This window comes from Geodermatophilus arenarius (assembly GCF_042654585.1).
Classification (GTDB): Bacteria; Actinomycetota; Actinomycetes; order Mycobacteriales; family Geodermatophilaceae; genus Geodermatophilus; species Geodermatophilus arenarius.
In genome coordinates, this window is sequence record NZ_JBHSGR010000016.1 from 78,943 (window position 1) to 104,182 (window position 25,240).

Sequence of the window (25,240 nt, forward strand, 5' to 3'; positions counted from 1 at the left end):
GACACCGCTGGCGGACAGTGCGATCTCGCCGGTGCGGCGGCACGTCCGCCTGCCTCGCCGCCCCGTCGCGCCGTGTGGCGGTGCGGCTGCGGCCCCCGGCTACGGCTGGGCGACTCCGTGCCGGTAGGCCCATCGGACTGCCTGGGCGCGGTCGCGCGCACCGGTCTTGGCGAAGACCCGGTTGATGTGCGTCTTGACCGTCGCCTCGGAGACCACCAGCCGCGCTGCGATCTCCGTGTTGGAGAGCCCGCCGGCGATGAGCGCCAGCACCTCGGTCTCCCGGTCGGTGAGCGGGCCGCCGGGACGGCGCTCGCCGGCGAGGCCCTGCAGCAACCGGGCCTGCACCTGCGGGTCCAGCAGCGCCTGCCCGGCATCGGCAGCGGCGACGGCGCGGGCGATCTCGGCCATCCCGGCGTCCTTCGTCAGGTAGCCGCGGGCGCCGGCGCGGAGGGCGGCGAGAACGGAGTCGTCGTCGGCGTGCGTGGTGAGCACCACGACCTCGACGTCGGGGTGGTCCCGGCGGATCCGGCGGGTGGCCTCGACCCCGTCCATCACCGGCATCCGCAGGTCCATCAGGACGACGTCGGGCTGCTGTTCGGCGACCTGGTCGAGCGCCTGCGCGCCGTGCTCGGCGACGCCGACGAGCTCGAGGTCCTCGACCAGCTCGAGCAGCGCCGTCAGCCCCTCGCGCACCAGGCGCTGGTCGTCGACGACCAGGACGCGGATCACGCCGGGACCTCGAGGTGGACGTGGAACCCGCCGTCGACCGGCCCGGCGTGCAGCCGCCCGCCGAGCAGGGCCGCCCGCTCGGCCAGGCCGGACAGGCCGTGCCCGCCGCCGGTCCCGTGCAGCGCGGCCCGCTCGCGGCCGCCGCCGTCGTGGACCTCGACCACCACGCCGTCGGGCCGCCAGTCCAGCCGGACGCGCACCGGCGCGCCGGCCGCGTGCTTGCGGGCGTTGGTCAGCGCCTCCTGCACGGTGCGGTAGACGGCGAGGGACGCCTCGGGAGCCAGCGGCACCGGTTCGCCGCGGACGTCGAGCGCGCACGGCGTCCCGGTGGCCGCCTGGTGCTGCGCGAGCAGCTCCGCCAGCGCGTCGGGTCCGGGCACGACGCCCCCTCGCAGCGTGGACACCGCCCGCCGGGCCTCGACCAGCCCGCCGCGCGCCAGCTGGTGCGCGCGGGCCAGGCCGCCGGCCAGCGGGTCGGCCGCGCGCTCGGCCCGGACGGCGAGGGCCTCCAGCTGCAGGACCAGCGCGGACAGCGTGTGCGCGAGGACGTCGTGCATCTCCCGCGAGATGCGGGTGCGCTCGGCCAGCGCTGCGGAGGCCTTCTCCGCCTCCCGGCTGCGCTCGAGCTGCACGACCAGCTGATCGGCCCGCGCGCGCTGCTCCTGCTCGCTGCGCAGCAGCAGGCCGAACAGGAAGAACAGCGCCGCACCGCCGGTCACCACGGTGATGAAGACCCCGGCGTTCGGCGCCTCCAGCGCCAGCACGACGTCGAAGAGGACCACGCTGACCGCGGCGACCGTCGCGGCCGTTCGGCGCGGCAGCCGCAGCGGCGCGTAGGCCACGCCCAGGTAGAGCCCGATGCCGCCGGTGCCGGTCGGGTCGCCGTGCCGGGCGGCGGCCGAGGCCACGGCCATCACCAGCAGCAGCACCACGGTGGTCCGGACCGGCGCGTCGAACCAGAGCAGGAAGACCAGGGCCGCCGCGGCGTAGACCGCCACCGACAACGTGACGACCAGCGCGTCGCCGGAGGTCCCGAGCCCGACGCTGCTGCCGGCGTTGGCGACCACCACCAGCGCGACGACGGCGAGCCCCACCGGGAGGACCCACCGCCGCTGCCCGTGCACGGGCGACAGTCTCCACCCACGGGTGGACGCCGGAGACCAACCCGCGCGCCGACGATCCGACGGCCCGGCGGCGGCACCGTTTCCGCATGCTCACCGCAGCGCAGGACCTCAACCTCGCCGTCCGCTTCGGACTGGAGCTGGGACTGCTGGCCGTCGTCGCCGTCGCCGCCTGGCGAGGCGCCCGGTCGCCCGCCGCCCGGCTGGCCGCCGTCGTGCTGGTCCCCGGTGCCGTGGCGGTCGGCTGGGTGCTGCTCGTGCACGGCGGGTCCGTGGCGCAGCCGGTACGGGTGGCCGCCCAGCTGGGCGCCCTCGCCCTCGGCCTCACCGCCCTGCGGCGGCTCGGCGCCCGCCTGCCCGCCACCGCTGCGGTGGCCGCGCTCGCCGTCGGCAACGCCGCGCTGCTCGCCGTCTGGAACCAGTGACCATCCCGTCCCGGAGGAGATCCGCCGTGTCCACCACCGTCCCCGTCGCCGTGCGCTCGCCCAACGCCCCCGCGGTCGCCGCTGCCGCCTACGTGCTGTCCTGGATCGCCGGTCTGCTGCTGGCGCCGGCCGCGCCGGAGCGCGACGCGCCACCTGCGGAGATCGCCGGCTTCTACGCCGATTCCGGACCGGCCGTCGTGTCGTCCGCGCTGCTCGTGCACGGCACCGCCGGCCTCGCCCTCGCCGGACTCACGATCGGGCTCGCCCGGGTCACCGGCGTCCGCGGCGGGCTGCGCCGGGCCGTGGTCGGCATCGGCATCACCGCCGCAGCGCTGTCCCTCCTGCAGTTCGCCCTCGCCGTCACCGCGGTCGTCGGCGAGCACGCCGCCACGACCAGCCGCACGCTGCTGCTCGCCATCGACTTCGTCGACGTGCTCAAGATCGCCCTGCTCGCCGCCTTCGCCGCGGTCGCGACCACCGCCGCCGCTCGAGCCGGCGCCGCGGCCCGCTGGCTGCAGGTCACCGCGGCCGTCCTGGTTCTGCTGCTGCTGGTGGGCAGCGCGGCGCTGGTCGGCGTCGACGCCCTGGTGCCGGTGCTCGAGATCTCCCTGCTGCTCCTGCTCGCCTGGGCGGCCGCGGTCGGCTACCTCGTCGCCCGCTCCGCCCGCTCGCAGACCCGGCCCCAACCGGCCCCCGGCGCCTGACCTGACCGCGGCACACGAGGAGGACCCCATGAGCCCCGGGACCCTGATCAACTGCTTCGAGGTCACCCCCGAGCGAGACGAGCGCTTCCTGCAGCCGTGGCGGCAGGCCGACGACCTGCTCCGCAGCAGGGGCGGCTACCGCACCACCCGCCTGCACGAGGCGCTCGGACCGCAGGCCCGCTCCCGCCACGTCCACGTGGCCGAGCTCGCCTCGGTCGAGACCTGGCGGTCCGCCGTCGCCGGCCCCGAGTTCGCCGCGCTCGCCGCCCGGATGGCCGACCTCTCCCCCACTCCCGGCTTCCACACGGTGGAGATCGCCCGCAGCACCGCAGGTCCGGAGCAGGACCGGTGAGGACCGCGTCGGCCACGCTGCAGGGAGCGGTGGGGCCGGCCGCGCCCGCCGATCGGGGCACCCTCCCCAAGACAGTTCACCGCTGCGTCGACGTCGGCAGTCACATGGTGGCGGTCACCGTCCGCGGTACCCGTCCCACGCCGGCCTCGGCGGCCGCGGTCATCGTCACCGGGGCCGGTGACTGCCAGGCATCGTGGACACCGGCCGCCGACCTGCTGGCGAACCACACCCGCGTGATCACCTACGACCGGGCCGGCCTGGGCCGCGGCCGACCTGGCCCGGCTCCGACCGTGCAGGGCTACCTCGACGAGCTGCAGGCCGTGCTCGACGCCTGCCTGCCCGAGGGCCCCTACGTGCTGGTCGGGCACTCCCTCGGGGGCCTGATCGCACGCCTGCACGCGCAGCAGCACCCCGACCGGCTGGCCGGCCTCGTGCAGGTCGACGCCACCCCGGAGCAGATCGCGGACGACCGCGCGGTGCAGGTCGGCTTCGCCGTCTCCGGCGTGCTCGCCCACCTGCTGCGGGGCCTCGCGCCGTTCGGCGTGGTGCGGGCACTCCTGCGCCTGCGGGCGTTGCCCCTCTACCCGGAGCAACGCACGTTCGAGGCCCGGCTCAGCGCCGGCCAGCGCCGCGAGTGGGTCGCCTCGGTCGCCCGCAGCTTCGGCCTCCGGGGTGCGGCCGGAGCGGAACTGCGCTCAGTCCTGTCCTGCGCCCGCGAGGCGCGGCGGCGCACCGCCGGTGTGGGACGGCCCCAGTTCGGCGACCTGCCGCTCGTGGTGCTGACCAGCCGCGCGTGGGGCGAGGAGTGGGTGGCGATGCACCGCGAACTGGCCACCCGATCCACGTGCAGCATCCACCGCGTCTTCGACGACCGCCGGCACAACATCCACATGGCCCATCCCGACGCCGTCGCCGAGGCAGTGACCTCCCTCCTCCGGCCCACGTCGCTCCGACCGAACGCTGGTCCCCCACCGCAGTGACCGCCTCGGCTGCGGCTACGCGGTTCCGGGCGTGCTGACCCGGCTCCAGCAACATGAGCGACGACCGCTCGGGCAGGCGGTGCTGGGCCGGGGCGGTGCCGCTCGTTCGGCGGAGACGCGTTGGCGGATCGTGAACTGCTCGCGCTGGGACCGGGCCGCCGGATCGGCCTCTGACCTCGGCGACGACGTCCAGCACGGCGCCGGCGACCGTGTCGGGCGCGTCGGCGTGGGCGTCGCGCCCGGTGTCGGCCAGGAGGAGCCGGCCGTGGCCCGGGAGCGCCGCGAGTGCCCGTTGCGAGCCCTGCGCCAGGTCCTCGAGTCGGGCGGCCTCCATGCCGGCGAACTCGGCCGCTGCCGTGTGGAGGCTGCCGTGGCGCGCACCGAGCCGACGGGCCTGGGCGCGGTACGGCTGAGGCAGTCGGTCGACCGCTCCCAGCGGCACGGAGGGCAGCCGGGCCAGCAGTTGGGGAACGCCCCGACGGAGGCGGTGGCCAGCGCCGTCGACGTGCGGGAGGCGAGGGCGAGCGCGCGGGTGGACGCGGCCACCCGCGCGCGGACCGGTCCCCAGGTGATCGCCGGACCGCCGGCCCCGCCGATGAACACGACGGCGGGCGCGCCGGAGCCGCTGTCGACGCAGCTCACCGGCCCCGTCCGGGTCTGCAGCCGGCGACGACGGCTCCCGGTGGTGGACCCGGCCACGTGGCTCGCCTCCGCTTCCCTCCGGTGGTCGGGGCCGACGGCCACGGATCGCTCAGGCCGGCAGCGGCTCTGCGGCCGGGAGGCCACGGCCGAGGAAGCCCAGCAGCCGCAGGTGCACCGGGGCAGCAGCGGGTACGGGCACCGCAGGTCCGAACACCCCGGGCAACCGGAACGCATCGAACCCCATGCCCTCCATCAACGCGAGCAGCCACTCGGCCCGCGCCTGGTCGATCTGTTCGAGACGGTCGGTGGCGACGGCGAGGTCGAGTCCGTGGACGACGACCTCGGTCAGCTCGATGACCGCGCCCAGCGGCGCCGGCACCGGGCCGAGGGAGATCGTCAGCGTTCGCGCCACGGCGCCCGGGGCCCGCCAGGCGGCCAGGACGGCGTCGGCGGCGTCGCGGTAGGCGGCGGACGGGTGCCCGTGGAGCCAGTCGTCCGCTCCCCGGCGCCCTCCAGGACGGCCAGTGCATCGAGCGCCCGCCTGCCGTCGTCGGCCTCGCCGACCACCGTCATCCCCGGCTCGGTCGCCAGGTAGGCCGCCAGCCCGGTGCGGACCACCTTGTGGTCGTCGACCAGGAAGACCCGCGCCGGCCCTGCGTCGTCAGGCTGTGCTGCCACGGCCACGCATGCTGCCCGACCTCCGGCGGACGGGGGCGGGACCCCGCCCCCGTGTGGCGAGCATCCCCGGTGCGCCCGCGGTGAGGTGCATGCACATGCGACAGGGGCCCTCACAGTCACTGTGAGGGCCCCTGTCGTCTGGTAGCGGGGGCAGGATTCGAACCTGCGACCTCTGGGTTATGAGCCCAGCGAGCTACCGAGCTGCTCCACCCCGCGTCGGTGAGACCACCCTACACCCGGTCGCGGGGCGGGGGTGCACCGGGTCGGCACACCCCCGCCCGCGCGGCTCAGCCGGTCGGCGTGGCCGGCGCCGCGGCCGCGCCCTGGGCCGCCTCGTAGGCCTCGACCGCCCGCTGCAGGTCGGCCAGCGCCTGGCCCTGCGCGGCGAAGTCGCCGCTGCGCTGGGCCTCGGCCAGCCGCTGCAGCGCCGCGTCGAGGTCGGCGACCGCCTGGTCCAGCGCCGTGTCCGACCCGTCGGCCGGCGGCGTCGTCGGCTCGGCCGGCGTGGTCGGCTCCGCGGGCGTGGTCGGCTCGGCCGGCGTCGGCTCCTCGGTGTCCGGGGTGGTCCCGGCGTCGTCGGAGTCGGTCGCGGTGTCCCCCGCCCCGGCCCCGAAGACCTGGTCCAGCGCGTCGGAGAGGGTGTCGGCGTAGCCGACCCGTCCGCCGTAGTTGACCAGCACCTTGCGCAGCAGCGGGAACGAGTTCTGCCCGGTCCCCTCCACGTACAGCGGCTGCACGTAGAGCAGGCCGTTCTCCCCGATGGGCAGCGTCAGCAGGTTCCCGAACACCGCTTGCGAGTCCTCGCTGTTGAACAGCGTCAGGTCCCGGGCGACCTCGTCGTTGGTGTTGAACGACTGCTGCACCTGCTGGGGCCCGCGGAAGGGCGTGTTGCCGGGCAGCCGGAGCACCTGGATCGAGCCGTAGGTGTCCGGGTCGCTGGAGGCGGAGATGAACGCCGAGAGGTTCTGCCTGCGGAAGGCGTTCAGCGCGCTGGTCAGCTGGAACGTCGCGTCCGGCTCGCCCGGTCGCGCGGCGAGGATGTAGTACGGCGGCTGCGCCTCCTCGGTCTGCGTGTCCTGCGTCGGGTCGGCCGGCACCGCCCAGCGGTCGTTCTGGCTGTAGAAGTCGCCCGGGTCGCTCACGTGGTAGCGGGTGAGGACGTCCCGCTGCAGCTTGAACAGGTCCTCCGGGTAGCGGACGTGGCTGATGAGCTCGTCGCTCATCTCCGACCGCTCCTCGATCACGCCCGGGAACGCGGCCATGTAGGCCTTCAGCACCGGGTCGTCCTCGTCCCACTCGTAGAGCCGGACGGTGCCGTCGTAGGCGTCCACGGTGGCCTTGACCGAGTTGCGGATGTAGTTGAACTGCTCATTCGGCAGCGCCGCGGTCCCCTGGCCGGTGAGCGCGTCCTGCGCCGCCTCGCCGAGCTCCATCCGCTCGGAGTACGGGTAGGCGTCCGACGTCGTGTAGCCGTCGAGGATCCACTGCACGCGGCCGTCGATCACCGCCGGGTAGGGGTCGCCGTCGACGGTGAGGAACGGCGCGGCCTTCTCCACCCGCTCGCGCGGATCGCGGACGTAGAGCACCTTCGAGGCGTCGTTGACCGCACCGGAGAGCAGGAAGTTGCGCTCGCGGTAGTAGATGGCGAACGTCAGCTGCCGGAAGAAGCTGCCGATCGCGACGCCGCCCTCGCCGTCGTAGGTGTTGTTGACCTCGCCCTCGGAGCCGTCCTCGGGCCGGTCGAACTCGCGGGCGTCGGCTCCCTCGGGCGCCCCGACGACGGAGTAGTCGTCGATCAGCTCGCCGTAGTAGATCCGGCCCTGCTCGACCTCGATGTCACCGGTGGTGGGCAGGTCGCGGCTGGTGAAGTTCGGCTCGCCGCCCTCCTGCCCGGTGACCACCTGGTTGGCCGGCGCGGCGACGAACCCGTTGCCGTGCGTGTAGACGGTGTGCCGGTTGATCCAGGTGTCCTGGTTCTCCGACAGGCTGCCGCTGTCGAGCTCGCGGACGGCGACGACGTAGTCGCGGGTCTCGCCGTCGATCGTGTACCGGTCGATGTCGAGCTTCTCGGGGAAGCCGTACACGTTGCGGATCTGCTGGCGCGCGGTGAACGTCCCGGCCAGCACGTTCGGGTCGAGCAGGCGGGCGTTCGGGATCGTCGCGTCGTCGTCGCGCAGCTCGGCCAGCGCGGCGTCGGTGTCGACGTCCTCCCCGGTGTTCTCCTGGGCGAAGTCCGTGTACTCGACCTCGGTGAGGTCGTAGGCCTCGCGGGTGGAGGCGATCGCCCGCTCGATGTAGTCGGCCTCGCGCTCGTTGGCGCTCGGGCGGACGACGAACTGCTGCACGATCGCCGGGTAGGCCACGCCGATCACCAGGCTGGACAGCAGCAGCAGGACCAGCGCGGCGGCCGGCAGCCGGAAGTTGCGGACGACCACGTTGGCGAAGAACGCGACGGCGCAGAACGCCGCCGCGAACACCAGGATCGTCTTGGCCGGCAGCAGCGCGTTGACGTCGGTGTAGCTCGCGCCGCTGAACAGCTCGCCGCGGTCGGAGTAGACCAGCCCGTAGCGGTCGAACCAGTAGGCGACCGCCTTGAGCGCCACGAACAGGCCGAGCAGCACCGACAGCTGCACCATCGCCGCGCCGGTGAGCTTCTGCCCCGGCGTCTGCAGCCGCAGGCCACCGAACACGTAGTGGGTGAGCAGCGAACCGATCAGCGCCAGCAGCACGATGGCGAAGCCGAAGCTCAGCAGCAGCCGGTAGAAGGGGTACTCGAAGACGAAGAACGACAGGTCGAGGCCGAACTGCGGGTCGACGTCGCCGAACGGCGTCGAGTTGCGGAAGGTGAGCCAGGTCTCCCAGCTGCCCTGCGCGGTGAACCCGGCGAACAGGCCGACGACGACCGCGACCGCCGACAGCACCAGGGTGCGGCGGGGCTCGAGCGACTGCCGGTAGCGCTCCAGGTTCTGCTGCTCCAGCGACATCGGCCGGAACGCCGGGCGGAACCGGTAGGCCAGGTAGACCGCCAGCGCGGTGAGCCCGCCGGTGGCCACGCCGGCCACGGCGAACAGCAGGGCCCGGGTCTGGAGCTCGGTCCAGAAGACCTCGGTGTACCCGGTCTCGTCGAACCAGAGGTAGTCGACGTAGACGTTGGTCAACGTCCCGATGGCCGTGAACAGCACCAGCAGCACGGCGATGGACCCGATGACCACCTTCGCGCGCCGCGACAGCGTCGGCACGGACACGGGGGGCCGCATGGCCACGAGCGGTCTCCTTCAGTTGCAGGTGCGGCGGGCCCCGGGGGGCGCCGTCGCGGTGTGGCGACCGCGTGCGGTCGGACGTGTGGGGCGCCGGTCGGCACGGGCGCCGGGCTGGCGCACGAGCGGCCGGTGTCGCCCCTGACCAACGCTCGGCGCGGCACCGGGTTCCCCGGGGAGCCCGTGCTGGCCGACAGCATCCCCCACGCGGGCCGTCCCGGGACGGGTGGCGGTCAGCAGCCGGCGGGAGTGCGCCCCTCCCGCACGTCCTCGAGGGCGGTCAGGGCGTCGTCGAGGGTGGCCACCCGGGCCAGGGTGAGGCCGGTGGCCGGGGACCCGAGCGCGTCCGGGCAGTTGTCGGCCGGGACGAGGAACAGCTCGGCGCCGATCTCCTGGGCGGCGACCATCTTCAGCTGGATGCCGCCGATCGGGCCGACGGTCCCCTGGGCGTCGATCGTGCCGCTGCCGGCCACCACCGCGCCCTCGGTGAGGTCGGTGTCGCCGACCAGGTCGAGGATGCCGAGGGTGAGCATCAGGCCCGCCGACGGGCCGCCGACGTCGGCGACGTCGATGTCGACGTCGAACGGCGCCGAGGGCTGCTCGCCCACCACCACGCCGAGCACCGAACCCTCGCGGTCGGAGGACCCGCCCGTGATGACCGTGGCCGTGCCCGGCCGGCCGAGCCGGGTGTAGGCGACCTCCACGGTCGTGCCGGCCGGGATGGCGGCGAGGACGGCGGCCAGCGCGTCGGAGTCCGGCGTCGGCCGCCCGTCGACGGCCTCGATCGCGTCGCCCTCCTCGAGCAGCCCGTCCGACGGGGAGTCGTCGCCGGAGAGTCCCCGGACGACGACCTTCACCGGGTACCCGAGGTGGCCGAGCGCCGCGGCCTCGGCGGACTCCTCGGAGGTGAGGAAGGCCTGCCGGTTGGCCTGCTCGATCTCGTCCTCGGTCTGGTCCGGCGGGTACACCGACTCCTCGGGCACGACGCTGATCTCGTCGTCGAACCAGCCGCGGACAGCCTCGACCAGACTCAGGCCCGCCCGGCCGACGCCGACGGTGGTGAGGTTGAGGTTGCCGGTGACGTCGTTGCGGTCGCGGCCGCGGACGGAGATGACCGGGTCGCCGTCGATGTCGCCGAGGGTGTTGAAGGTCGGCCCGGGCACCTGGGCGACGTAGGGCACCGGCAGGGCCGCGCCGAGGACGCCGGCGACCAGCAGCAGCACCACACCGACGGCGAGGACGGCGATCCGACGGGTCACGACCGGCCAGCGTAGAACCTCGGGCTGGCAGCGTCCGCCGAGAGCGGACGCCGGAGCCCGCGCTCGGGCTCCGGTGGTGTGATCACGCGTCTACCGTGGGGGCATGAGTGACGTGCCGTTCGGATTCGGGCTCCCCGACCGCGACCCCGAGCGCCGGGACCAGCCCGGTGCCGGCGACCCGTTCGGCTTCGGCGCCCTGTTCGGGTTCGGCGGACCGGGCGGTGCCGGGGGCGGCACCCCGGAGGAGCTCCTGGGCAAGATGCCGCTGTTCGCCGAGCTGCAGAAGCTCATGAACTGGTCGGGCGGGCCGGTCAACTGGGACCTCGCCCGGCAGGGCGCGATCAGCTCCCTGGCCACCGGCACCCAGCCGACGTCGGAGGCCGAGCGGGCCGCCGTCACCGAGGCGGTGCGCCTGGCCGACCTGTGGCTGGACCAGGTCACCGACCTGCCCTCGGGCGCCGACCGGGCGCTGGCGTGGTCCCGGGTGGAGTGGGTCGAGCAGACGCTGCCGGCCTGGGGCGCACTCATCGACCCCCTGGCCGAGAAGGTCGTGGCCGCCATGACCTCCGCGCTGCCGCAGGAGGCCATGGCCGTGGCCGGCCCGCTCGCCGGGATCATGGGGCGGATGGGCGGCCTGATGTTCGGCGCCCAGGTCGGGCAGGCCCTCGGCCGGCTCGCCGGCGAGGTGCTCACCGGCACCGAGGTCGGCCTGCCGCTGGCCCCGGCCGGCTCGGCGGTGCTCGTCCCGCAGAACGTCGCGGCGTTCGCCGAGGGCCTGGACCGCCCGGCCGACGAGGTCCGCCTGTTCCTCGCGCTGCGCGAGGCCGCGTCGCTGCGGCTGTTCGCCCACGTGCCGTGGCTGCGCCAGCAGTTGCACGACGCCGTCCACGCCTACGCCCGCGGCATCACCATCGACCGCGAGGCCATCGAGCGCGGGCTCAACGACGCGATGGGCTCGATGGGCGGCGGCTTCGACCCGTCCAACCCCGAGGCGCTGCAGGAGCTGCTGGGCAGCGGGCTGCTCGAGCCGGAGGAGACGCCGGAGCAGCAGATGGCGCTGCGCCGGCTGGAGACGCTGCTGGCACTGGTCGAGGGCTGGGTCGACGCCGTCGTCGCGGCCGCGGCCGGCGAGCGGCTGCCCGGGCACGGGGCGCTGGCCGAGACGATGCGCCGCCGCCGCGCCTCGGGCGGCCCGGCCGAGCAGACCTTCGCCACGCTGGTCGGGCTGCAGCTGCGGCCGCGCCGGCTGCGCGACGCCGCCACCGTCTGGGGCGCCATGGCGCAGCAGCACGGCACCGGGGCCCGCGACCGGCTCTGGTCGCACCCGGACCTGCTGCCCACCTCCGACGACCTCGACGAGCCGCTGGACTTCGTCGCCCGCCAGGGCCTCGATGACGAGCTGCGCGCGCTGACCGACCCGGCCGAGGACACCGACGACGGCGGCAGCAGCAGCAGCGGCGACGGTGGCAGCGGCGACAGCGGCGAGGGTCCGGACGGGGACTCCGCCAGCCGCTGAGGACACTCCGCGAGGAGTGGGGGCCGGAGGCTCCCGCGATCGCGTGGCGGTCGGCCCCCTCGCAGGGCCCCGCGAGCCTGCGTGTGGCGGGGGGCCCTGCGTCAGTCGACCAGGTCGCCGTCGTCCGCGCGGGCGCCGTCGGCCCGGGCCGACTCGACGCCCTCGAGGAAGCCGCGGGCCCGCTCGGCCTGCGGGTAGCGGGCCACCAGCGCCCAGAAGCGCGCGTCGTGGCCGGCCTCGAGCAGGTGCGCCAGCTCGTGCACCAGCACGTAGTCGACGACGTACTCCGGCATCGACCGCAGCCGGCTCGACAGCCGGATGCTGCCGTCGGCGGGGGTGCACGAGCCCCAGCGGCGCTGCTGGTTGTCCACCCACCGCACGCTGGTCGGCTGCGGCACGCCGTCGAGGTGCGCGGCCGACAGTGCGCGGGCGCGGCTCATGAGCTCGTCGTCGCCGCCCAGGGAGCGGCGGCGGCGCTCCTCCCGGGTCTGCAGCTTGGCCACCATCTGGGCCACCCAGCGCCGCTCCTCGGCCGGCGTGAACGCCGCCGGGATGAGCACGATCGTCCGCCCCGACTCGCGGTAGGCGGTCACCGTCCGACGGCGGCGCGCGCTGCGGCGCACCTCGACCGGCCCGTCCGTGGACAGGGGGCCGCGCGAGGGGGCGGGGGTCGATCCGGGCACGGGAGGACGGTAGCCACCGGCCGCCGGCGACGCGCGGAGGGGCGCCACCCGCTCGGGTACGAGTCGCACGGACGGTGGACAGCCGGAGCCCGTCGGCGACGCGCTCCGTCCACAGCGGCGCCAGGCGTGTCCGCGCAGGTGACGGGCGTGGAACGGGTCGGCGACGGGCGGGTGGACACCGGCGCCTCCCCCGGCTGCACACAGCGACACGCCGCGGGGTCCCCACCGTCTCCACAGCGCTGTCCACAGGCTGTGGGCACCGCGGCGGGACGGGCTCCCCGGCCGGACGGGTCGGACGGGACCGCCCGGGTAGCGTTCGCGGAGGCGGCGCCCGGACGGGTGCCGAGCAGCTGGAAGAGGAGGCACCGTGGCGGAGAGCTACAACGGCTACTGCGTGAAGTGCAAGGAGAAGCGGGACTTCGACGGCGAGGTCAAGGTCAGCGAGTCCGGCCGCCGGATGACCCAGGGCACCTGTCCGGTCTGCGGCACCAAGATGAACCGGATCCTCGGCAAGGCCTAGGCACTGCCTCCTGACGGCGGCGTCCCGCACCGCGGGCGCCGCCGTCGTCGTCCCCGGACCCTGTGGACGACGGCAGCGGGAGCCGGGCCGGTCCTGCCACCCTGCGCGGGTGTCCGACACCGCCCACCCCCTGCTGCCCCCGGGCACGCCGCTGCTGCGCCGCTCCCCCGACGCCGTCCAGGTCGGTGGGGTCGAGCGCGACGGCGTGCTGGTCGGCTCCGCCCCGGCCGCGGTGACCGCCCTGCTGCGCGGCCTCGACGGCCGGCGCCCCCAGCGGACCGTGCTGGCCGACGCCGCCGGCGACGGTCTCGACCCCCGCGCGGTCGCCGCCCTGCTCGACCACCTGCGCGCCACCGGCACGCTGGTCGACCTCGAGGCCGCGGACCTGCTGGCCTCCGATGCCGGCCCGGCCGCCGCGGCCCGCACCGCCGCGGAGCTGCCCGCCGCGCGGGACCCCGACGGCGCGGTGCGCTGGCACGCCCGGCGCGCCGCGACGGTCGTCGTCGAGGGCGCGACCCGGGTCGGCGTCCCCCTGGCGACGCTGCTGGCGGCCAGCGGCGTGGGCCGGGTCGACGTCCGCGACGACGGCGTCGCCACCGCGGCCGACGCGGTCGCCGGCGGGCTGACCGCGGCCGACGAGGGGCGGGCCCGCTCGCTCGCCGCCGCGGACGCCGTCCGCCGCGCCAGCCCGCTCACCGACCTGCGCCCGCTGCCGCCGGGCGCCGTCCCCGACCTCGTCGTCCTCGCCCGGCCGTGGGCGGCCTCAGACCCGCTGGTCGCCGGGTTGCGGGACGCCGGCGTCGCGCACCTGGTCGCCGCCGTCCGCGGCGAGACCGGGGTCGTCGGGCCGCTGGTGGTCCCCGGCGTCACCGGCTGCCTGCGGTGCGCCGACCTGCGCCGTCGCGACGCCGATCCGCACTGGCCGGTGCTCGCCGCCCAGCTCACCGCCGCCGACGTCCCCGGCGGGTCCACCCTCGCCTGCTGGGCGACCGCGCTGGCCGCGGCGCAGACGGCGCTGGCCTACCTCGAGGGCAGCGGCAGCCCGGCGGCGCTGGCCGGCACGGTCGAGCTGGCGCCCCCGGGGCTCGTGCCGCGGCTGCGCCGCTGGTCGCCGCACCCGTCCTGCGGGTGCGGCGGCGCCCGCCCCTCCGGGTGACGCCCACCGCGGCTCCGTCAGCGGCCCGGGCTCCGCGTCGGGGACAATGGCACGGTGACCGACGACGCACGGGGGATCCCCAGGGGCTCGATCTCGCGCACCGCGCGGCTGGCCTCGCTCCCCCTGGGTGCGGCCGGCCGCGCCACGCTGGGGATCGGCAAGCGGCTGTCGGGGCAGTCGTCCGAGGCGGTCGCCGCGGAGCTGCAGCAGCGCACCGCCGAGCAGCTGTTCGCCGTCCTGGGCCAGCTCAAGGGCGGGGCGATGAAGCTCGGCCAGACGCTGTCGGTGTTCGAGGCCGCCGTCCCCGAGGAGGTGGCCGCCCCCTACCGCGAGGCGCTGGTCAAGCTCCAGGAGGCGGCACCGCCGATGCCGGTGCGCACCGTGCACGCGGTGCTCGCCCAGCAGCTCGGCGGCACGTGGCGCACCCGCTTCCGCGAGTTCGACGACCAGCCGGCCGCGGCCGCCAGCATCGGCCAGGTGCACCGCGCCACCTGGCGCGACGGCCGCGACGTCGCCGTGAAGATCCAGTACCCGGGTGCGGCCACCGCGCTGATGGCCGACCTCAACCAGCTGTCCCGCTTCGCCCGGCTGTTCGCCGCGCTGTTCCCCGGCATGGACGTCAAGCCGCTGATCGCCGAGCTGCGCGCCCGGGTGATCGAGGAGCTCGACTACGGGCTGGAGGCCGACGCGCAGCGGCAGTTCGCCGCCGCCTACGCGGGCGACCCGGAGATCGTCGTCCCGCGGGTGGTGGCCAGCGCGCCGAAGGTGATCGTGTCGGAGTGGCTGGAGGGGCTGCCGCTGTCACGGGTCATCACCGAGGGCACCCGCGAGCAGCGCGACCGCGCCGGCCACCTCATGGCGGTGCTGCACTTCTCCGCCCCGCAGCGGGCCGGGCTGCTGCACGCCGACCCGCACCCGGGCAACTTCCGGCTCGTCGACGGCGGCCGCCTTGGGGTCATCGACTTCGGCGCCACCGCCCGGCTCCCCGACGGGCTGCCCGAGCCGATCGGCCGCCTGGTGCGCTGGGCGCTGGAGGGCCGCGCCGAGGAGGTGCTCACCGACCTGCGCGCCGAGGGGTTCGTGCGGCCGGGGATCGAGGTCGACGCCCAGGCCGTGCTGGACTACCTGCGGCCGATGCTCGAGCCGGTCGAGAGCCCGGGCTTCCGCTTCACCCGGGCCTGGATGCAGGAGCAGGCCGCCCGCCTCGCCGACCCCCGCAGCGAGGCGAACAAGCTGGGCCGCCAGCTCAACCTGCCGCCGGCCTACCTGCTCATCCACCGGGTGACGATCGGCTCGATCGGCGTGCTCTGCCAGCTCGACGCCGCCGCCGACTACCGCGGCGTCCTCGAGGAGTGGCTGCCCGGCTTCAAGGCCTGACCGGGGCCCGACGGTCCCCGACCGGGCCCGGGACGACGAGAGGCCGGGCCCCCGACGCACCGGGAGCGGCGGGGGCCCGGCCTCGACCGGGAGGGCTCGGCGTGCTGCCGGGCCCCTGAGGGGGCGCCGCCGTGCCGCGGACGGCGGCGCCGGCCCGCGCGGCACGCCGGCTGGCGTACTCCGCGCGGCGGGCCCACCAGCGGGCGGCCGGCAGCCGGCGCACGCGGCCGGCGGCGTCGGCCTCGGCGCGCAGCTCGCGCAGCCGCGTGGTGGCCAGGTCGTACTCGTACGTGGTCATCTCGGGTCCTCGGTGCTCGTCGGGCGTCGGTGCCCGATCGGATGGCTGTCGCTGTCGGCTGTCGCCGTCACGGCTCACGCCGCGACGACCTTGCGGGGACGGCCCCGCGGGCGCTTGCGCGGGATGACCACACCCCGCTCGAAGATCTCGCCGCCCCAGACGCCCCACGGCTCGCCGCGGTCCAGGGCGCCGGCCAGGCAGGCGTCGCGGACCGGGCACTCCCCGCACAGGACCTTGGCCTGCTCGAGCAGCGCGGGGCTCTCGGCGAACCACAGGTCCGGGTCGTCGGTCCCGCGGCACGGCAGGGGGCGCCGCACCGGAGCCGGGGCCAGGGGGACGTGCGGCGTCCTCGGGGTGGTGCCGCCGGTCCGGGGGAGCCCGGGTCGGCGGTGGGACGTCGGGCGGTCGATCGTCTGCTGCACTGCCGCTCCTCCTCGTACTCGTCGTCTGCGCGGCCGGCGGGGGCCCGCCGACCGGGTGGTCGGGGCCGGGTGCCGCGGAGGAGAGACGAAGGCCGCGGATCCCGGGGTTCGGGTTCCGCGGCCTCGAGGAGGACCGGTCGAGCGGCTAGCTCTGCGGTCTCCCCGGGGAGTGGATCCCGAGGGTGTGGCGCTGCTTGCTGATGTGGGTGCGGAGGGCATCGGTGCCGCCGACGCCGGGGCCGAACTCGCCGCCGGTGGGCAGACCGGTCCCCTGGACCGGAGCGGTGGGCGCAGCGACGGCGGTGCCGGTCAGGTCGAACGGCGTCATCGACCGGACCACGGCGTAGCGCGGCCGCGCGGACGGGACGGCGCCGGTCAGGGCCGGACGCACGTCGAGGGCGCCCCAGGCGGAGACCCCGGCGGGGGCGAGGACGCAGCGCATGTCGGTCATCGGTCCCCCTCCTCCCGGGGTCGGAGTCCGGCGGTCGGGCCGGGCTCGGTCTGGCGCGCCCGCGGTCGTCCGTCGGGCGCAGGCAGGACAGTAGGGAAGGTCACCGCAGCGGCGCAACGCAATTAACGGGCGCGTCCTCCGATGGCGTGGGACGCGCCGGTCCGGCCGTGCGGTGGGCACGGCCGGTGACCGGTCAGCCGCCGACGGTGGCGAGGACGTCCTCGCCGTACATCTCCAGCTTGCGGGCGCCGATGCCGGGGAGCCCGGACAGCTCGCGGATGCTCGTCGGCTTCGCCTCGGCGATGGCCTGCAGGGTGGCGTCGGTGAACACGACGTAGGCGGGCACCGAGGCGGCCTGCGCGGTGCTGCTGCGCCAGGCGCGCAGCCGCTCGAAGATCTCCCCGGCCTCCCCCTCGAGCACGACCTTGGCCCGCTTGGTCCTCCGGGGCGGCGGCGGGGCCGACGGCGTGGAGCCGGGCACCAGGCCGTCGAGGAAGCGGCTGCGCGGCCGGGCCCGCTTGGCGCCGGGGTTGCGGGCCAGCGACCAGGAGAGGGTGAGCTGCTCGCGGGCGCGGGTGACCGCGACGTAGAGCAGCCGCCGCTCCTCCTCCACCGCCTCCGGCCGGGACAGCGACTGGGAGATGGGCAGCACGCCGTCGACCAGGCCGACCACGAAGACGGCGTCCCACTCCAGGCCCTTGGCCGCGTGCATCGACGCCAGCGTCACGCCCTGGACGGTCGGCGCGTGCTGGGCGTCGGCCCGTTCGGCGAGGTGGGCGACGAAGCGCGGGAGGTCGGTGGTCGGGTCCTCGGCCACCAGGTCGACGGCGAGGTCGACCAGCGCGGCCAGCGACTGCCAGCGGTCGCGGGCCGCTCCCCCGGCCGGCGGGCGGTGCTCCACCCAGCCGGTCGAGGCGAGCACGTCGCGCACCGTGGGCACCAGCGCGCCGGGCTCGTGGCCGCCGGCGGCCGCGCCGCGCAGCAGGACGACCGCCTCGCGGACCTCGGGCCGCTCGAAGAACCGCTCCCCGCCCTTGAGGACGTAGGGCACGCCGGCGTCGGCCAGCGCCGACTCGTACACCTGGGACTGGGCGTTGATGCGGAACAGCACCGCGATCTCCGACGCCGGCGTCCCGCTCTCGACGAGCGCGCGGCAGGCCTGGGCGACCGCGGCGGCCTCGGCGGGCTCGTCGGCGTGCTCGAAGAAGCGCGGCTCGGGGCCCTCGGCCCGCTGGCCGAGGAGCTTGAGCCGGAAGATGCTCTTGCGTTCCGGCGCCTGCCCGATGAGCTTGTTCGCCAGCCCCACCACCTGCGGCGTCGAGCGGTAGTCGCGCTCGAGCTTGACCACCGCGGCGTCGGGATAGCGGTCGGCGAAGCCCAGGAGGTAGTCGGGGTCGGCCCCGGTGAAGGAGTAGATGGTCTGGTTGGGGTCGCCGACGACGCAGACGTCGGCCCGCCCGCCCAGCCAGGCGTCGAGCAGCCGCTGCTGCAGCGGGTTGACGTCCTGGTACTCGTCGACGACGAAGTGGCGGTACTGCGCGCGCACCTGCCGGGCGACGTCGGGGTGCTCCTCCAGCGCGAACGCGGTGACCAGGAGCAGGTCCTCGAAGTCCAGTGCGCCGTCGCGCTGCTTGGCCGACTCGTAGGAGGCGTACACGCGGGCGACGGCGGCGGCGTCGAACGGCGGCTCGCGCCCGGCGGCCGCGGCCCGGGCCGGGTAGTCCTCCGGGGTGGCCAGCGTGGTCTTGGCCCACTCGATCTCGCTGGCGAGGTCGCGCAGGCTGGTCCGGTCGGTGGTCAGCCGGTTGCGGGTGGCCGCCGAGGCGACGACCCGCAGCTTGTTCTCGATCAGCGGCGGCAGCGGGCCGCCGAGCACGCGCGGCGCGAAGTAGCGCAGCTGGCGCATCGCCGCCGCGTGGAAGGTGCGGGCCTGCACCCCGCCGACGCCGAGGCTGGCCAGCCGGGTGCGCAGCTCCCCGGCCGCACGGGCGGTGAAGGTCACCGCGAGCACCTGCTCGGGGACGAACGCGCCGGTGTGCACGCCGTAGGCGATGCGGTGGGTGATCGTGCGGGTCTTGCCCGTCCCCGCACCGGCGAGGATGCACACCGGGCCGGTGACCGCCGAGGCGGCCTCGCGCTGCTCCTCGTCGAGCCCGGCCAGGACCGCCTCGGCACCGGCGGAGGTCCCCGCGGACCCGGGGGTCGCCAGGGGCGCGTCGGCTGTCCGGGGCATGCGGTGGTTCCTCCGAGGGCACAGGGGGACGGCGGCCGGCGGACCGCTCCTGCGAGTGTCCCAGCCCGGGACGACAGACGGCGCGGACACCCCGGCGCCTGGGGACGGCCGGTGCGCCCGGGGACGGCGAGGCCGGGAAGAGGCGACGGGCCCGCGGTGTTGGCCCCCTGGGACGTCGTCGCGTCCCCGCCCCGATCCCCTGGAGGACCCCGAGTGACTGCCGCGCCCGCCGCCGTGACGATGTACACCACCACCTGGTGCGGGTACTGCGTGCGGCTCAAGAAGCTCATGCAGGTCGAGGGCATCGACTACGCCGAGGTGGACATCGAGCGCGACGCCGCCGCGGCGGAGGTCGTCATGAACGCCAACGGCGGCAACCGCACCGTCCCGACCCTGGTCTTCGCCGACGGCAGCGCGCTGACCAACCCGAGCATCGACCAGGTCAAGGCGCGGCTCGCGCAGCAGTCGGACGCCTGATCGGCGGGTGCTGCAGGGGCCGCGGCCCCCGGCGGTGCATCATCGTCCCCCGGCGGGTCGCGACCGTGGCACGCCGACGTCCCCCCGGCCCACCGGCCGAGCACCCGCGGGAGCCGCTGTCGTGACCTCGGACGCCGTGCACCTCCCCGTGTCCGCAGCGACCCCGGAGGAGCCGCCCGCCGACCGGCCCTCCGTCGTGCTCGCCCGGACCGGCCGCGGCTGGAGCGTCCTGTCCCCCGGCCGCGCCGACGACGTCGCCGACCTGCTGGAGGGGCTGTCGCTGGCCGACCTCGTCGCCGAGGAGCTCGACGGCCCGGCCGATCCCGACCGCGCGACGCGCCGCGCCGCGCGGGGGACGGCCGACGCCGGGCCGGACGGCGACCCCCGGGACGCCCGGATCGCCGCGCTCGAGCGGACCGTCGCCCAGCTGGAGCACGCGCTGGCCTCCCGGGTCGCCACCGAGCGGGCCATCGGCGTGCTCGCCGAGCGGCAGGGCACCACGCCGCGGGCGGCGTTCGAGGCGCTGCGCACCCAGGCCCGGTCGCTCGGGCGGCCGGTGCACGAGCTCGCCCGCGAGGTGCTCGAGCCCCTCGACGGGGCGCCCGCCGAGCCGGCCGCGGCCCTGCCGCCGGTCCCCCGCCGCCCGCCGGGCCGGCGGGTCCCGCACGCGCCGGGCCGCCCCGGCCCCGCCGTGCCCGCGGACGGCCGCCGCTGAGCGGTCCGCAGCCGCTGACCCCGGGCGCGCTGGCCGGCCGGCTGGCCGCCGTCCTCGCCGACGTCGGACCGGAGCCGGGCGCGGCCGCCCTGCGCGTCGCCGTCGACGGGCCCGACGTCGCCGAGCCGGAGGGCCTGGCCCGGGCGGTCGCCGAGCGGCTGCCCGCGCTCGGCCGCCCGGCCGTCGTCGTCCCGGCCGCCGGGTTCCTCCGGCCGGCCTCCCTGCGGTTCGAGCACGGCCGCACCGATCCCGACGCCCGCTACACCGACTGGCTCGACGCCGGCGCGCTGGCCCGCGAGGTGCTCGACCGGGTGGGTCCCGGCGGGCCGGCCGAGTACCTGCCGGTCCTGTGGGACGTCGGCCGCGACCGCGCCGCGCGGGCCGGCTACCGCCCGATGCCGTCGCGCGGGGTGCTGCTGGTCCCCGGCCCGCTGCTGCAGGGCGTGGGGCTCGCCTTCGACGTCGTCGTGCACCTGCGGGTGGCGCCGGCCGCGCGCAGGCGGCGCTTCCCCGCGGAGCAGGCGTGGGAGCTGCCCGCCTTCGACCGCTACGACGACGAGGTCGACCCCATGCTGCTCGCCGACGCCGTGGTGCTGGCCGACCGCCCCGAGCACCCCGCGCTGGTCCTGCAGGGCCGCTTCGCCTGACTCAGTCGAGCTCCCCGGCCACCCAGCGGTCGATGATGTGCCGGGCGATCGAGACCGGCGGCGGCAGCGCGGCGGGCCCGCGGCCCGAGCGCAGCTCCTCGCGGGTCCACCAGCGGGCCTCCTCGATCTCGGTCGGGTCCAGCCGCAGCTCCAGGTCCCCCTCGGCGCGCGCCACGAAGCCGAGCATCAGCGACTGCGGGAACGGCCAGGGCTGGCTGCTCACGTAGCGGACGTCGGTGACCGCCAGCCCGACCTCCTCGGCGACCTCGCGGGCCACCGCGCCCTCGGCGGACTCCCCCGGCTCGACGAACCCGGCGAGGATCGAGAACCGCCCGGGCGGCCACACCGCCTGCCGGCCCAGCACGCAGCGGTCGCCGCCGTCGTGGACCAGCATGATCACCGCGGGGTCGGTGCGGGGGAACAGCTCGGTGCCGGTGACCGGGTCGCGCTGCACCCAGCCGGCCCGCTCGATCGTCGTCGCGGCACCGGACAGCGGGCTGAACCGGGCCCGCTCGTGCCACTCCAGGATGCCGACGGCCTCGGCGAGCAGGCCGGCGTCGAGGTCGCCGAGGTCGGCGCCCACCTCGCGCAGCCCGGTCCACACGTCCACCGGGCGGCCGTTGACCGTCAGCGCCCGCTCGCCGCGGACCGCCGCGTAGGGGACGCCGCCGGCCTCGCCGAGGTACACCGCGCCCGCCGGCAGGGCCGGCTGCTCGTCCCACACCAGCTCGGGGCCGCCGTCGGTCTCGCGCACCGGGACGGCGCGGCGCTCGTCGACGGTGAGCACCCGCACCGGCCGCCCGCGGGTGGGGTCCTCCAGCGACCGGCCGAGGTGGTCGCGGTCGTGCGCCGAGCGGGACAGCACCGGCACCGTGCCCGTCGTGTCGGGCGTGCCGGCCGGCCAGAACCCGCGCACGGCCTCCGGCGAGGCGACGTCGTCGGGCGTGCTGCCGCCCGGCGGGACGCTCACGCCGGGTCCGGCGCGGCGGCGGCGCTGGCGGTGACGTCGACCGGGCCGAGGGCCCGCAGCGCGTCGGTGACCCGCTCGGCGTCCCCGACGACGACGGCGGTCAGCGCGGCCGGCGCCAGGTGACGGCGGGAGGCCTCCTGCACCTGCTCGACGGTGACCTCGGCCAGCGCCCGCTGGTGCTCGGCCAGCCACTCCGCGGACAGACCCGACCCGGCCAGCGCGGACAGCGTGCCGGCCAGCCCGGCGTGCGTGGCGGTCGACAGCGCCATGCTGCCGAGCACGTAGCGGCGGGCGGCGTCCAGCTCGGCCTCGGTGACCGGCGCCAGCGCCATCCGGCCCAGCTCCGCCCACGTCTCGAGGAACGCGGCGCCGGTGACCTCGGTGGCGACGTCGGCCTCGACGAGGAACGACGAGGCCGCGGCCAGGTGGTCGACGGCGCTGCGCGGGCTGTACGAGTAGCCGCGCCGCTCCCGGATGTTCTCGACCAGCCGCGAGGAGAAGTAGCCGCCGAACACCGTGCTCGCCAGCCGGACGGCGGGCAGGTCGGGGTCGGTGCGGCCGGGCGCCGGCCCGCCGAGGCGGATGTTGGACTGCACCGCGCCCGGCCGGTCGACCACCTCGAGGTGGCCCGGGGCGAGCGTCGGGGCGGGCTTGGCGCCGGCCGCGGTGCCCTCCCCCGTCCAGCCGCCGAGCGCCTCGGCGACGGCGTCGGTGGCCGCGGCGACGTCGAGGTCGCCGACGAGCACCAGCGTGCTGCCGGCGGGCAGCAGCCGCTCGCGGTGCAGCTTGCGCAGGGCGGGGGCGGTCACCTTGCCGACCAGCTCGGGCGCGGGGAGCTGCGCGGCGTAGGGGTGGGTGCCGTAGCGGCGGGCGGCCAGCGCGGTGCGGGCGATGACGCCGGGCTGGGAGCGGGCGATGGCGATCCGCTCGGCCACCCGGTCGCGCTCGGCCTCGACCTGGTCGCCCGGGTAGGCGGCGTCGATGAGCACCTCGGCGAGCACGCCGAGGACCGGGGCCAGCCCCTCGGACAGCAGCGTGGTGGAGAACAGCAGCCGGTCGGGGTCGGCGGCCACGGTCAGCTCGGCGCCGTGGCCCTGCAGCGCCTCGGCGACGGCGGTGGCGTCGCGCCGCCCGGTGCCGAGCAGCACCGCGCCGGAGAGCACCGAGGACCGGGCGGCGTGCTGGAGGGCGCCGCGCGGGGATGTCGCGGCGAACGGCACGCGCAGCCGCAGCTCGACCAGCGGCACGCCGGGCCGCGGCACGACGACGACGGCAAGCCCGTTGGGCAGCGTCGTCGTCGCGACCTCGGGGACCGGCTGCGGGCGCGGCTCGCCCAGCGGCGGGATCAGGCCCAGGTCGAGGACGGGGGCGCTCATCGGGCTCCTCCGGTGGCGCGCAGCTCGAGGATCGCGGCGGTGCCGGGATCGAGTCCCTTGGCGGCGACCTGCACCGCGTCGGGGGTGACCGCGGCCAGCCGGGCGGCGAGCTCCCCGGCCAGCTCGGCGCGGCCGTGGACGAGCTCGGCGCCGGCGAAGGCCAGCGTGCGGCCGAGCACCGAGTCGGCCTGGCGCAGCAGCTGCGCGCTGGTGCGGGCCTGCACCCGGGCCAGCTCCTCGGCGCTCACGCCGTCGGTGGCGACCCGGCCGATCTCCTCGTGCACCGCGGCCAGGACGTCCTCCACCGGGACGGCGGCCGGGTGGTGCACCTGGGTGGTGAGCAGCGTGGCGTCGCGGACGTCGAAGGGGTCGCCGAACAGGCCCACGTAGCTGCTCTGCGCCACGGCCAGGCGGTCGTCGTGCACCAGCCGGCGCTCCAGCCGGGAGGCGTCGCCCTCGCTGAGCAGCTCGGCGAGCAGCACGGTGCCCAGGTAGGTGTCGAGGTCGCCGACCGGGTCGGGCACCCGCCAGCCCAGGGCGACGGCGGGCGCGGGGGCCAGCCGGTCCTCGACGACGTCGCGGCGCACCGTCGTCGGCGAGGGCTCGCCGGTGTAGGGGGTGGGCGGCACCTCGCGGGCCTCCACCGGGCCGAACCAGCGGCGGACCAGCCGCTCGGTCTCGCCGACGTCGAGGTCCCCGCCGATGCACAGCACCGCGTTGCCCGGCGCGTAGTAGCGGGAGAAGAAGTCCTCGGCGTCGGCGACCGTGGAGCTCTCCAGGTCGACGAAGGAGCCGTAGCCGTCGTGGGTGTTGGCGAAGCTCTCGAACGCGATCTGCGGCAGCTGCAGCCACGGGAAGGCGCCGTAGGGCCGGTTGAGCACGTTGACCCGGATCTCCTCCTTGACCACGTCGATCTGGTTGCGGAGGTTCTCCTCGGTGATGGCCGGGGCGGCCATCCGGTCGGCCTCGAGGAACAGCGCGCGCTCGAGCGCCTCGGCGGGCAGCGCCTCGTAGTAGTTCGTGTAGTCCTGGTGGGTCGAGCCGTTGAACGTGCCGCCGGCGGCCTGCACCAGGCGGGCGTGCTCCATCTTCGGCACGTGTGCCGAGCCCTGGAACATGACGTGCTCGAAGAGGTGGGCGAAGCCGGTGCGGCCCTCCGGCTCGTTGCGCATGCCCACGTCGTAGAAGACGGTCACGGCCACGACCGGCACGCTGCGGTCGGGCGCGAGGACCACTCGCAGCCCGTTGTCGAGCGTGAAGCGCTCCACCGGGTGCCGCAGTGTCAGGTCGGCTCCCGCTGCTGTCACGGACCGACAGTAACCACGCGGGACGACGCCGCGCCGGGCGCCTACAGCACGTCGATGTCGGCGACGACCCGGTCGATGGTCCCGTAGAGCTCGGCGTGCGTGTTGGGGATCGAGACGTAGAGCAGCGCGGGGTCGGGCCGGCCGACGTCGACGACCAGCAGCGCCGCCCGCTCACCGGTGGAGTCGTAGCCCTCGACGTCCCAGGTGAGCTGGAACTCGACCAGGTGCGCCGCGTGGCCGTCGACGGTCAGCGCCTCGTCGCGCAGCACCTCCCGCTCGTTCGGGTACGGGTAGTAGGCCGCGCGCACGCTGTCGGCCAGCGCCGTCACCGTCGCCTGCTCGCTGCCCGGGCCGGTCCAGCCGTAGCCGTCGGAGACCGGTCCCGACGTGCACTGGGCGATGAAGTTGCCGCCGTCGGGGGTCTGCTCCTGGGTGATGAAGTACTGCCCGGCGATGGTGCGGGTCTCGGGCATGGAGCCGAGGTCGTACTCGTACCAGCCGTTGCCGAGGAAGGGGTAGGAGATGCCCGCCTCCTCGTCGATGATCCGCACGGTGCCCGGCGGGAACGTCGGGCCGGCCGGCGGGGAGCCGGCGACCGGCGGGTCGGTCTCGGTGCCCTGCCCGGTGGCGCTGCCCCCGGACAGGCCGACGACCAGCGCGACGACGACCACGGCGACGACGGCCAGCAGCGATCCCCCGACCCACCAGGCCGTGCGGGGCCGCCGGGCCGGCTCCGACGACGGGCCCGGCGGCCAGGACCCGCCGTCCCGGGGCGACGGGGGCGCGGCCATCGGCGGCGCCTGGACGGCGACCCCGGGTCCGGCCGGCGTCGTGACGTCGGACCACGTCTCCCCGTTCCACCAGCGCACCACCCCGGGAGCGCCGTCGGGGTCGGGGTACCACCCCGCGGGTGCGCGCGTCAGCCCAGGTCCGGTCACGGGGGGC

General features: G+C 76.2%; 25 protein-coding genes, 1 tRNA gene and 1 pseudogene. 11 read left to right on the forward strand and 16 right to left on the reverse strand.

Features of this window, described 5'->3' with window-relative positions; translation table 11 throughout:
• Positions 1 to 99: 99 nt before the first annotated feature.
• Both ACFO3M_RS15120 and ACFO3M_RS15125 read right to left on the reverse strand, forming a co-directional pair.
• Positions 100 to 729, reverse strand: a complete 630-nt coding sequence (locus tag ACFO3M_RS15120) for a response regulator transcription factor (RefSeq protein WP_387990301.1) — start codon at positions 727 to 729, stop codon at positions 100 to 102.
• Positions 726 to 1,853, reverse strand: a complete 1,128-nt coding sequence (locus ACFO3M_RS15125; RefSeq protein WP_387990304.1) for a sensor histidine kinase — start codon at positions 1,851 to 1,853, stop codon at positions 726 to 728. Before ACFO3M_RS15125 ends, ACFO3M_RS15120 begins: the two co-directional genes overlap by 4 nt.
• 86 nt (positions 1,854 to 1,939) lie before the next feature.
• Between ACFO3M_RS15125 and ACFO3M_RS15130 the strand changes: the two genes are divergently transcribed.
• Genes ACFO3M_RS15130 through ACFO3M_RS15145 form a run of 4 tightly spaced genes read left to right on the forward strand, consistent with a single transcriptional unit; the run spans position 1,940 to position 4,311 of the window.
• Positions 1,940 to 2,275: a DUF2568 domain-containing protein gene (locus ACFO3M_RS15130; RefSeq protein WP_387990307.1), complete on the forward strand. Its 336-nt coding sequence runs from the start codon at positions 1,940 to 1,942 to the stop codon at positions 2,273 to 2,275.
• Positions 2,276 to 2,301: 26 nt separating this feature from the next.
• Complete coding sequence (locus ACFO3M_RS15135) at positions 2,302 to 2,979, forward strand: hypothetical protein (protein ID WP_387990310.1); 678 nt, start codon at positions 2,302 to 2,304, stop codon at positions 2,977 to 2,979.
• 28 nt (positions 2,980 to 3,007) lie between these two features.
• Complete coding sequence (locus ACFO3M_RS15140; RefSeq protein WP_387990312.1) at positions 3,008 to 3,331, forward strand: antibiotic biosynthesis monooxygenase family protein; 324 nt, start codon at positions 3,008 to 3,010, stop codon at positions 3,329 to 3,331.
• Positions 3,328 to 4,311: an alpha/beta fold hydrolase gene (locus ACFO3M_RS15145; protein WP_387990314.1), complete on the forward strand. Its 984-nt coding sequence runs from the start codon at positions 3,328 to 3,330 to the stop codon at positions 4,309 to 4,311. Before ACFO3M_RS15140 ends, ACFO3M_RS15145 begins: the two co-directional genes overlap by 4 nt.
• Positions 4,312 to 5,062: 751 nt before the next feature.
• Here ACFO3M_RS15145 and ACFO3M_RS15150 read toward each other — a convergent pair.
• From ACFO3M_RS15150 to ACFO3M_RS15170, 5 genes and pseudogenes are all read right to left on the reverse strand, one after another.
• Positions 5,063 to 5,407: pseudogene (locus tag ACFO3M_RS15150) on the reverse strand (TIGR03086 family metal-binding protein); the annotation flags it as partial.
• The gene (locus tag ACFO3M_RS15155; RefSeq protein ID WP_387990316.1) at positions 5,350 to 5,631 is read right to left on the reverse strand and encodes a response regulator transcription factor; all 282 of its coding nucleotides are present in this window, start codon (positions 5,629 to 5,631) and stop codon (positions 5,350 to 5,352) included. The gene ACFO3M_RS15155 and the pseudogene ACFO3M_RS15150, both read right to left, overlap by 58 nt.
• 139 nt (positions 5,632 to 5,770) lie before the next feature.
• Positions 5,771 to 5,847: transfer RNA gene (locus ACFO3M_RS15160), tRNA-Met, on the reverse strand.
• 71 nt (positions 5,848 to 5,918) lie between these two features.
• Positions 5,919 to 8,888, reverse strand: a complete 2,970-nt coding sequence (locus ACFO3M_RS15165; RefSeq protein WP_387990408.1) for a UPF0182 family membrane protein — start codon at positions 8,886 to 8,888, stop codon at positions 5,919 to 5,921.
• A gap of 233 nt (positions 8,889 to 9,121) precedes the next feature.
• Positions 9,122 to 10,147 (reverse strand): YlbL family protein, encoded by a 1,026-nt coding sequence (locus ACFO3M_RS15170; RefSeq protein WP_387990318.1) that lies wholly within the window; start codon positions 10,145 to 10,147, stop codon positions 9,122 to 9,124.
• A gap of 103 nt (positions 10,148 to 10,250) precedes the next feature.
• Between ACFO3M_RS15170 and ACFO3M_RS15175 the strand changes: the two genes are divergently transcribed.
• The gene (locus tag ACFO3M_RS15175) at positions 10,251 to 11,663 is read left to right on the forward strand and encodes a zinc-dependent metalloprotease (protein ID WP_387990321.1); all 1,413 of its coding nucleotides are present in this window, start codon (positions 10,251 to 10,253) and stop codon (positions 11,661 to 11,663) included.
• A gap of 101 nt (positions 11,664 to 11,764) precedes the next feature.
• Here ACFO3M_RS15175 and ACFO3M_RS15180 read toward each other — a convergent pair whose 3' ends face one another.
• The gene (locus ACFO3M_RS15180; protein WP_387990324.1) at positions 11,765 to 12,346 is read right to left on the reverse strand and encodes a M48 metallopeptidase family protein; all 582 of its coding nucleotides are present in this window, start codon (positions 12,344 to 12,346) and stop codon (positions 11,765 to 11,767) included.
• Between the two features lie 367 nt (positions 12,347 to 12,713).
• Here ACFO3M_RS15180 and ACFO3M_RS15185 point away from each other — a divergent pair, with 367 nt between their 5' ends.
• The 3 genes from ACFO3M_RS15185 to ACFO3M_RS15195 all read left to right on the forward strand — a co-directional run bounded on the left by ACFO3M_RS15185 (position 12,714) and on the right by ACFO3M_RS15195 (position 15,399).
• Positions 12,714 to 12,866 carry a DUF5679 domain-containing protein gene (locus ACFO3M_RS15185; RefSeq protein WP_387990327.1) on the forward strand — a complete coding sequence of 51 codons (153 nt, stop codon included), beginning with the start codon at positions 12,714 to 12,716 and terminating at the stop codon, positions 12,864 to 12,866.
• 109 nt (positions 12,867 to 12,975) lie between these two features.
• Positions 12,976 to 14,022 carry a ThiF family adenylyltransferase gene (locus ACFO3M_RS15190; protein ID WP_387990330.1) on the forward strand — a complete coding sequence of 349 codons (1,047 nt, stop codon included), beginning with the start codon at positions 12,976 to 12,978 and terminating at the stop codon, positions 14,020 to 14,022.
• 54 nt (positions 14,023 to 14,076) lie between these two features.
• Complete coding sequence (locus tag ACFO3M_RS15195) at positions 14,077 to 15,399, forward strand: ABC1 kinase family protein (protein ID WP_387990333.1); 1,323 nt, start codon at positions 14,077 to 14,079, stop codon at positions 15,397 to 15,399.
• On the opposite strand, the gene ACFO3M_RS15200 is transcribed toward ACFO3M_RS15195, so the two are convergent.
• The 4 genes from ACFO3M_RS15200 to ACFO3M_RS15215 all read right to left on the reverse strand — a co-directional run bounded on the left by ACFO3M_RS15200 (position 15,389) and on the right by ACFO3M_RS15215 (position 18,803).
• Positions 15,389 to 15,697 carry a hypothetical protein gene (locus ACFO3M_RS15200; protein ID WP_387990335.1) on the reverse strand — a complete coding sequence of 103 codons (309 nt, stop codon included), beginning with the start codon at positions 15,695 to 15,697 and terminating at the stop codon, positions 15,389 to 15,391. The genes ACFO3M_RS15195 and ACFO3M_RS15200 overlap by 11 nt on opposite strands.
• Before the next feature lie 74 nt (positions 15,698 to 15,771).
• Complete coding sequence (locus ACFO3M_RS15205) at positions 15,772 to 16,014, reverse strand: WhiB family transcriptional regulator (RefSeq protein WP_387990338.1); 243 nt, start codon at positions 16,012 to 16,014, stop codon at positions 15,772 to 15,774.
• A 250-nt stretch (positions 16,015 to 16,264) separates the two neighbouring features.
• Positions 16,265 to 16,570 (reverse strand): hypothetical protein, encoded by a 306-nt coding sequence (locus ACFO3M_RS15210; protein WP_387990341.1) that lies wholly within the window; start codon positions 16,568 to 16,570, stop codon positions 16,265 to 16,267.
• A 193-nt stretch (positions 16,571 to 16,763) separates the two neighbouring features.
• Positions 16,764 to 18,803 carry an ATP-dependent helicase gene (locus ACFO3M_RS15215; RefSeq protein ID WP_387990344.1) on the reverse strand — a complete coding sequence of 680 codons (2,040 nt, stop codon included), beginning with the start codon at positions 18,801 to 18,803 and terminating at the stop codon, positions 16,764 to 16,766.
• Between the two features lie 213 nt (positions 18,804 to 19,016).
• Here ACFO3M_RS15215 and ACFO3M_RS15220 point away from each other — a divergent pair, with 213 nt between their 5' ends.
• The 3 genes from ACFO3M_RS15220 to ACFO3M_RS15230 all read left to right on the forward strand — a co-directional run bounded on the left by ACFO3M_RS15220 (position 19,017) and on the right by ACFO3M_RS15230 (position 20,642).
• The gene (locus ACFO3M_RS15220; protein WP_387990347.1) at positions 19,017 to 19,280 is read left to right on the forward strand and encodes a mycoredoxin; all 264 of its coding nucleotides are present in this window, start codon (positions 19,017 to 19,019) and stop codon (positions 19,278 to 19,280) included.
• Positions 19,281 to 19,401: 121 nt separating this feature from the next.
• Entirely contained in the window at positions 19,402 to 19,995 is a 594-nt protein-coding gene (locus ACFO3M_RS15225) for an ANTAR domain-containing protein (RefSeq protein WP_387990350.1), read from the forward strand.
• Positions 19,996 to 20,294: 299 nt separating this feature from the next.
• Complete coding sequence (locus tag ACFO3M_RS15230) at positions 20,295 to 20,642, forward strand: nucleoside/nucleotide kinase family protein (protein ID WP_387990353.1); 348 nt, start codon at positions 20,295 to 20,297, stop codon at positions 20,640 to 20,642.
• Position 20,643: 1 nt separating this feature from the next.
• Here the strand turns inward: ACFO3M_RS15230 and nudC are convergent, their stop codons facing one another.
• Genes nudC through ACFO3M_RS15250 form a run of 4 tightly spaced genes read right to left on the reverse strand, consistent with a single transcriptional unit; the run spans position 20,644 to position 25,233 of the window.
• A complete protein-coding gene (gene nudC, locus ACFO3M_RS15235; protein WP_387990356.1) occupies positions 20,644 to 21,612 on the reverse strand; it encodes an NAD(+) diphosphatase in 969 nt (322 codons plus the stop codon).
• Positions 21,609 to 22,988: a M16 family metallopeptidase gene (locus ACFO3M_RS15240; RefSeq protein WP_387990358.1), complete on the reverse strand. Its 1,380-nt coding sequence runs from the start codon at positions 22,986 to 22,988 to the stop codon at positions 21,609 to 21,611. Before ACFO3M_RS15240 ends, nudC begins: the two co-directional genes overlap by 4 nt.
• Entirely contained in the window at positions 22,985 to 24,295 is a 1,311-nt protein-coding gene (locus ACFO3M_RS15245; protein ID WP_387990361.1) for a M16 family metallopeptidase, read from the reverse strand. Before ACFO3M_RS15245 ends, ACFO3M_RS15240 begins: the two co-directional genes overlap by 4 nt.
• 41 nt (positions 24,296 to 24,336) lie before the next feature.
• Positions 24,337 to 25,233: a DUF2510 domain-containing protein gene (locus ACFO3M_RS15250; protein WP_387990364.1), complete on the reverse strand. Its 897-nt coding sequence runs from the start codon at positions 25,231 to 25,233 to the stop codon at positions 24,337 to 24,339.
• Between the last annotated feature and the right edge of the window lie 7 nt (positions 25,234 to 25,240).

Excerpts from the sequence above, each read along its gene's own strand:
- ACFO3M_RS15130 (WP_387990307.1), top strand. The coding sequence starts at position 1,940 with ATGCTCACCGCAGCGCAGGACCTCAACCTCGCCGTCCGCTTCGGACTG.
- ACFO3M_RS15140 (WP_387990312.1), top strand. The coding sequence starts at position 3,008 with ATGAGCCCCGGGACCCTGATCAACTGCTTCGAGGTCACCCCCGAGCGA.
- ACFO3M_RS15165 (WP_387990408.1), bottom strand. The coding sequence starts at position 8,888 with ATGCGGCCCCCCGTGTCCGTGCCGACGCTGTCGCGGCGCGCGAAGGTG.
- ACFO3M_RS15175 (WP_387990321.1), top strand. The coding sequence starts at position 10,251 with ATGAGTGACGTGCCGTTCGGATTCGGGCTCCCCGACCGCGACCCCGAG.
- ACFO3M_RS15200 (WP_387990335.1), bottom strand. The coding sequence starts at position 15,697 with ATGACCACGTACGAGTACGACCTGGCCACCACGCGGCTGCGCGAGCTG.
- ACFO3M_RS15210 (WP_387990341.1), bottom strand. The coding sequence starts at position 16,570 with ATGACCGACATGCGCTGCGTCCTCGCCCCCGCCGGGGTCTCCGCCTGG.
- ACFO3M_RS15215 (WP_387990344.1), bottom strand. The coding sequence starts at position 18,803 with ATGCCCCGGACAGCCGACGCGCCCCTGGCGACCCCCGGGTCCGCGGGG.
- ACFO3M_RS15240 (WP_387990358.1), bottom strand. The coding sequence starts at position 22,988 with ATGAGCGCCCCCGTCCTCGACCTGGGCCTGATCCCGCCGCTGGGCGAG.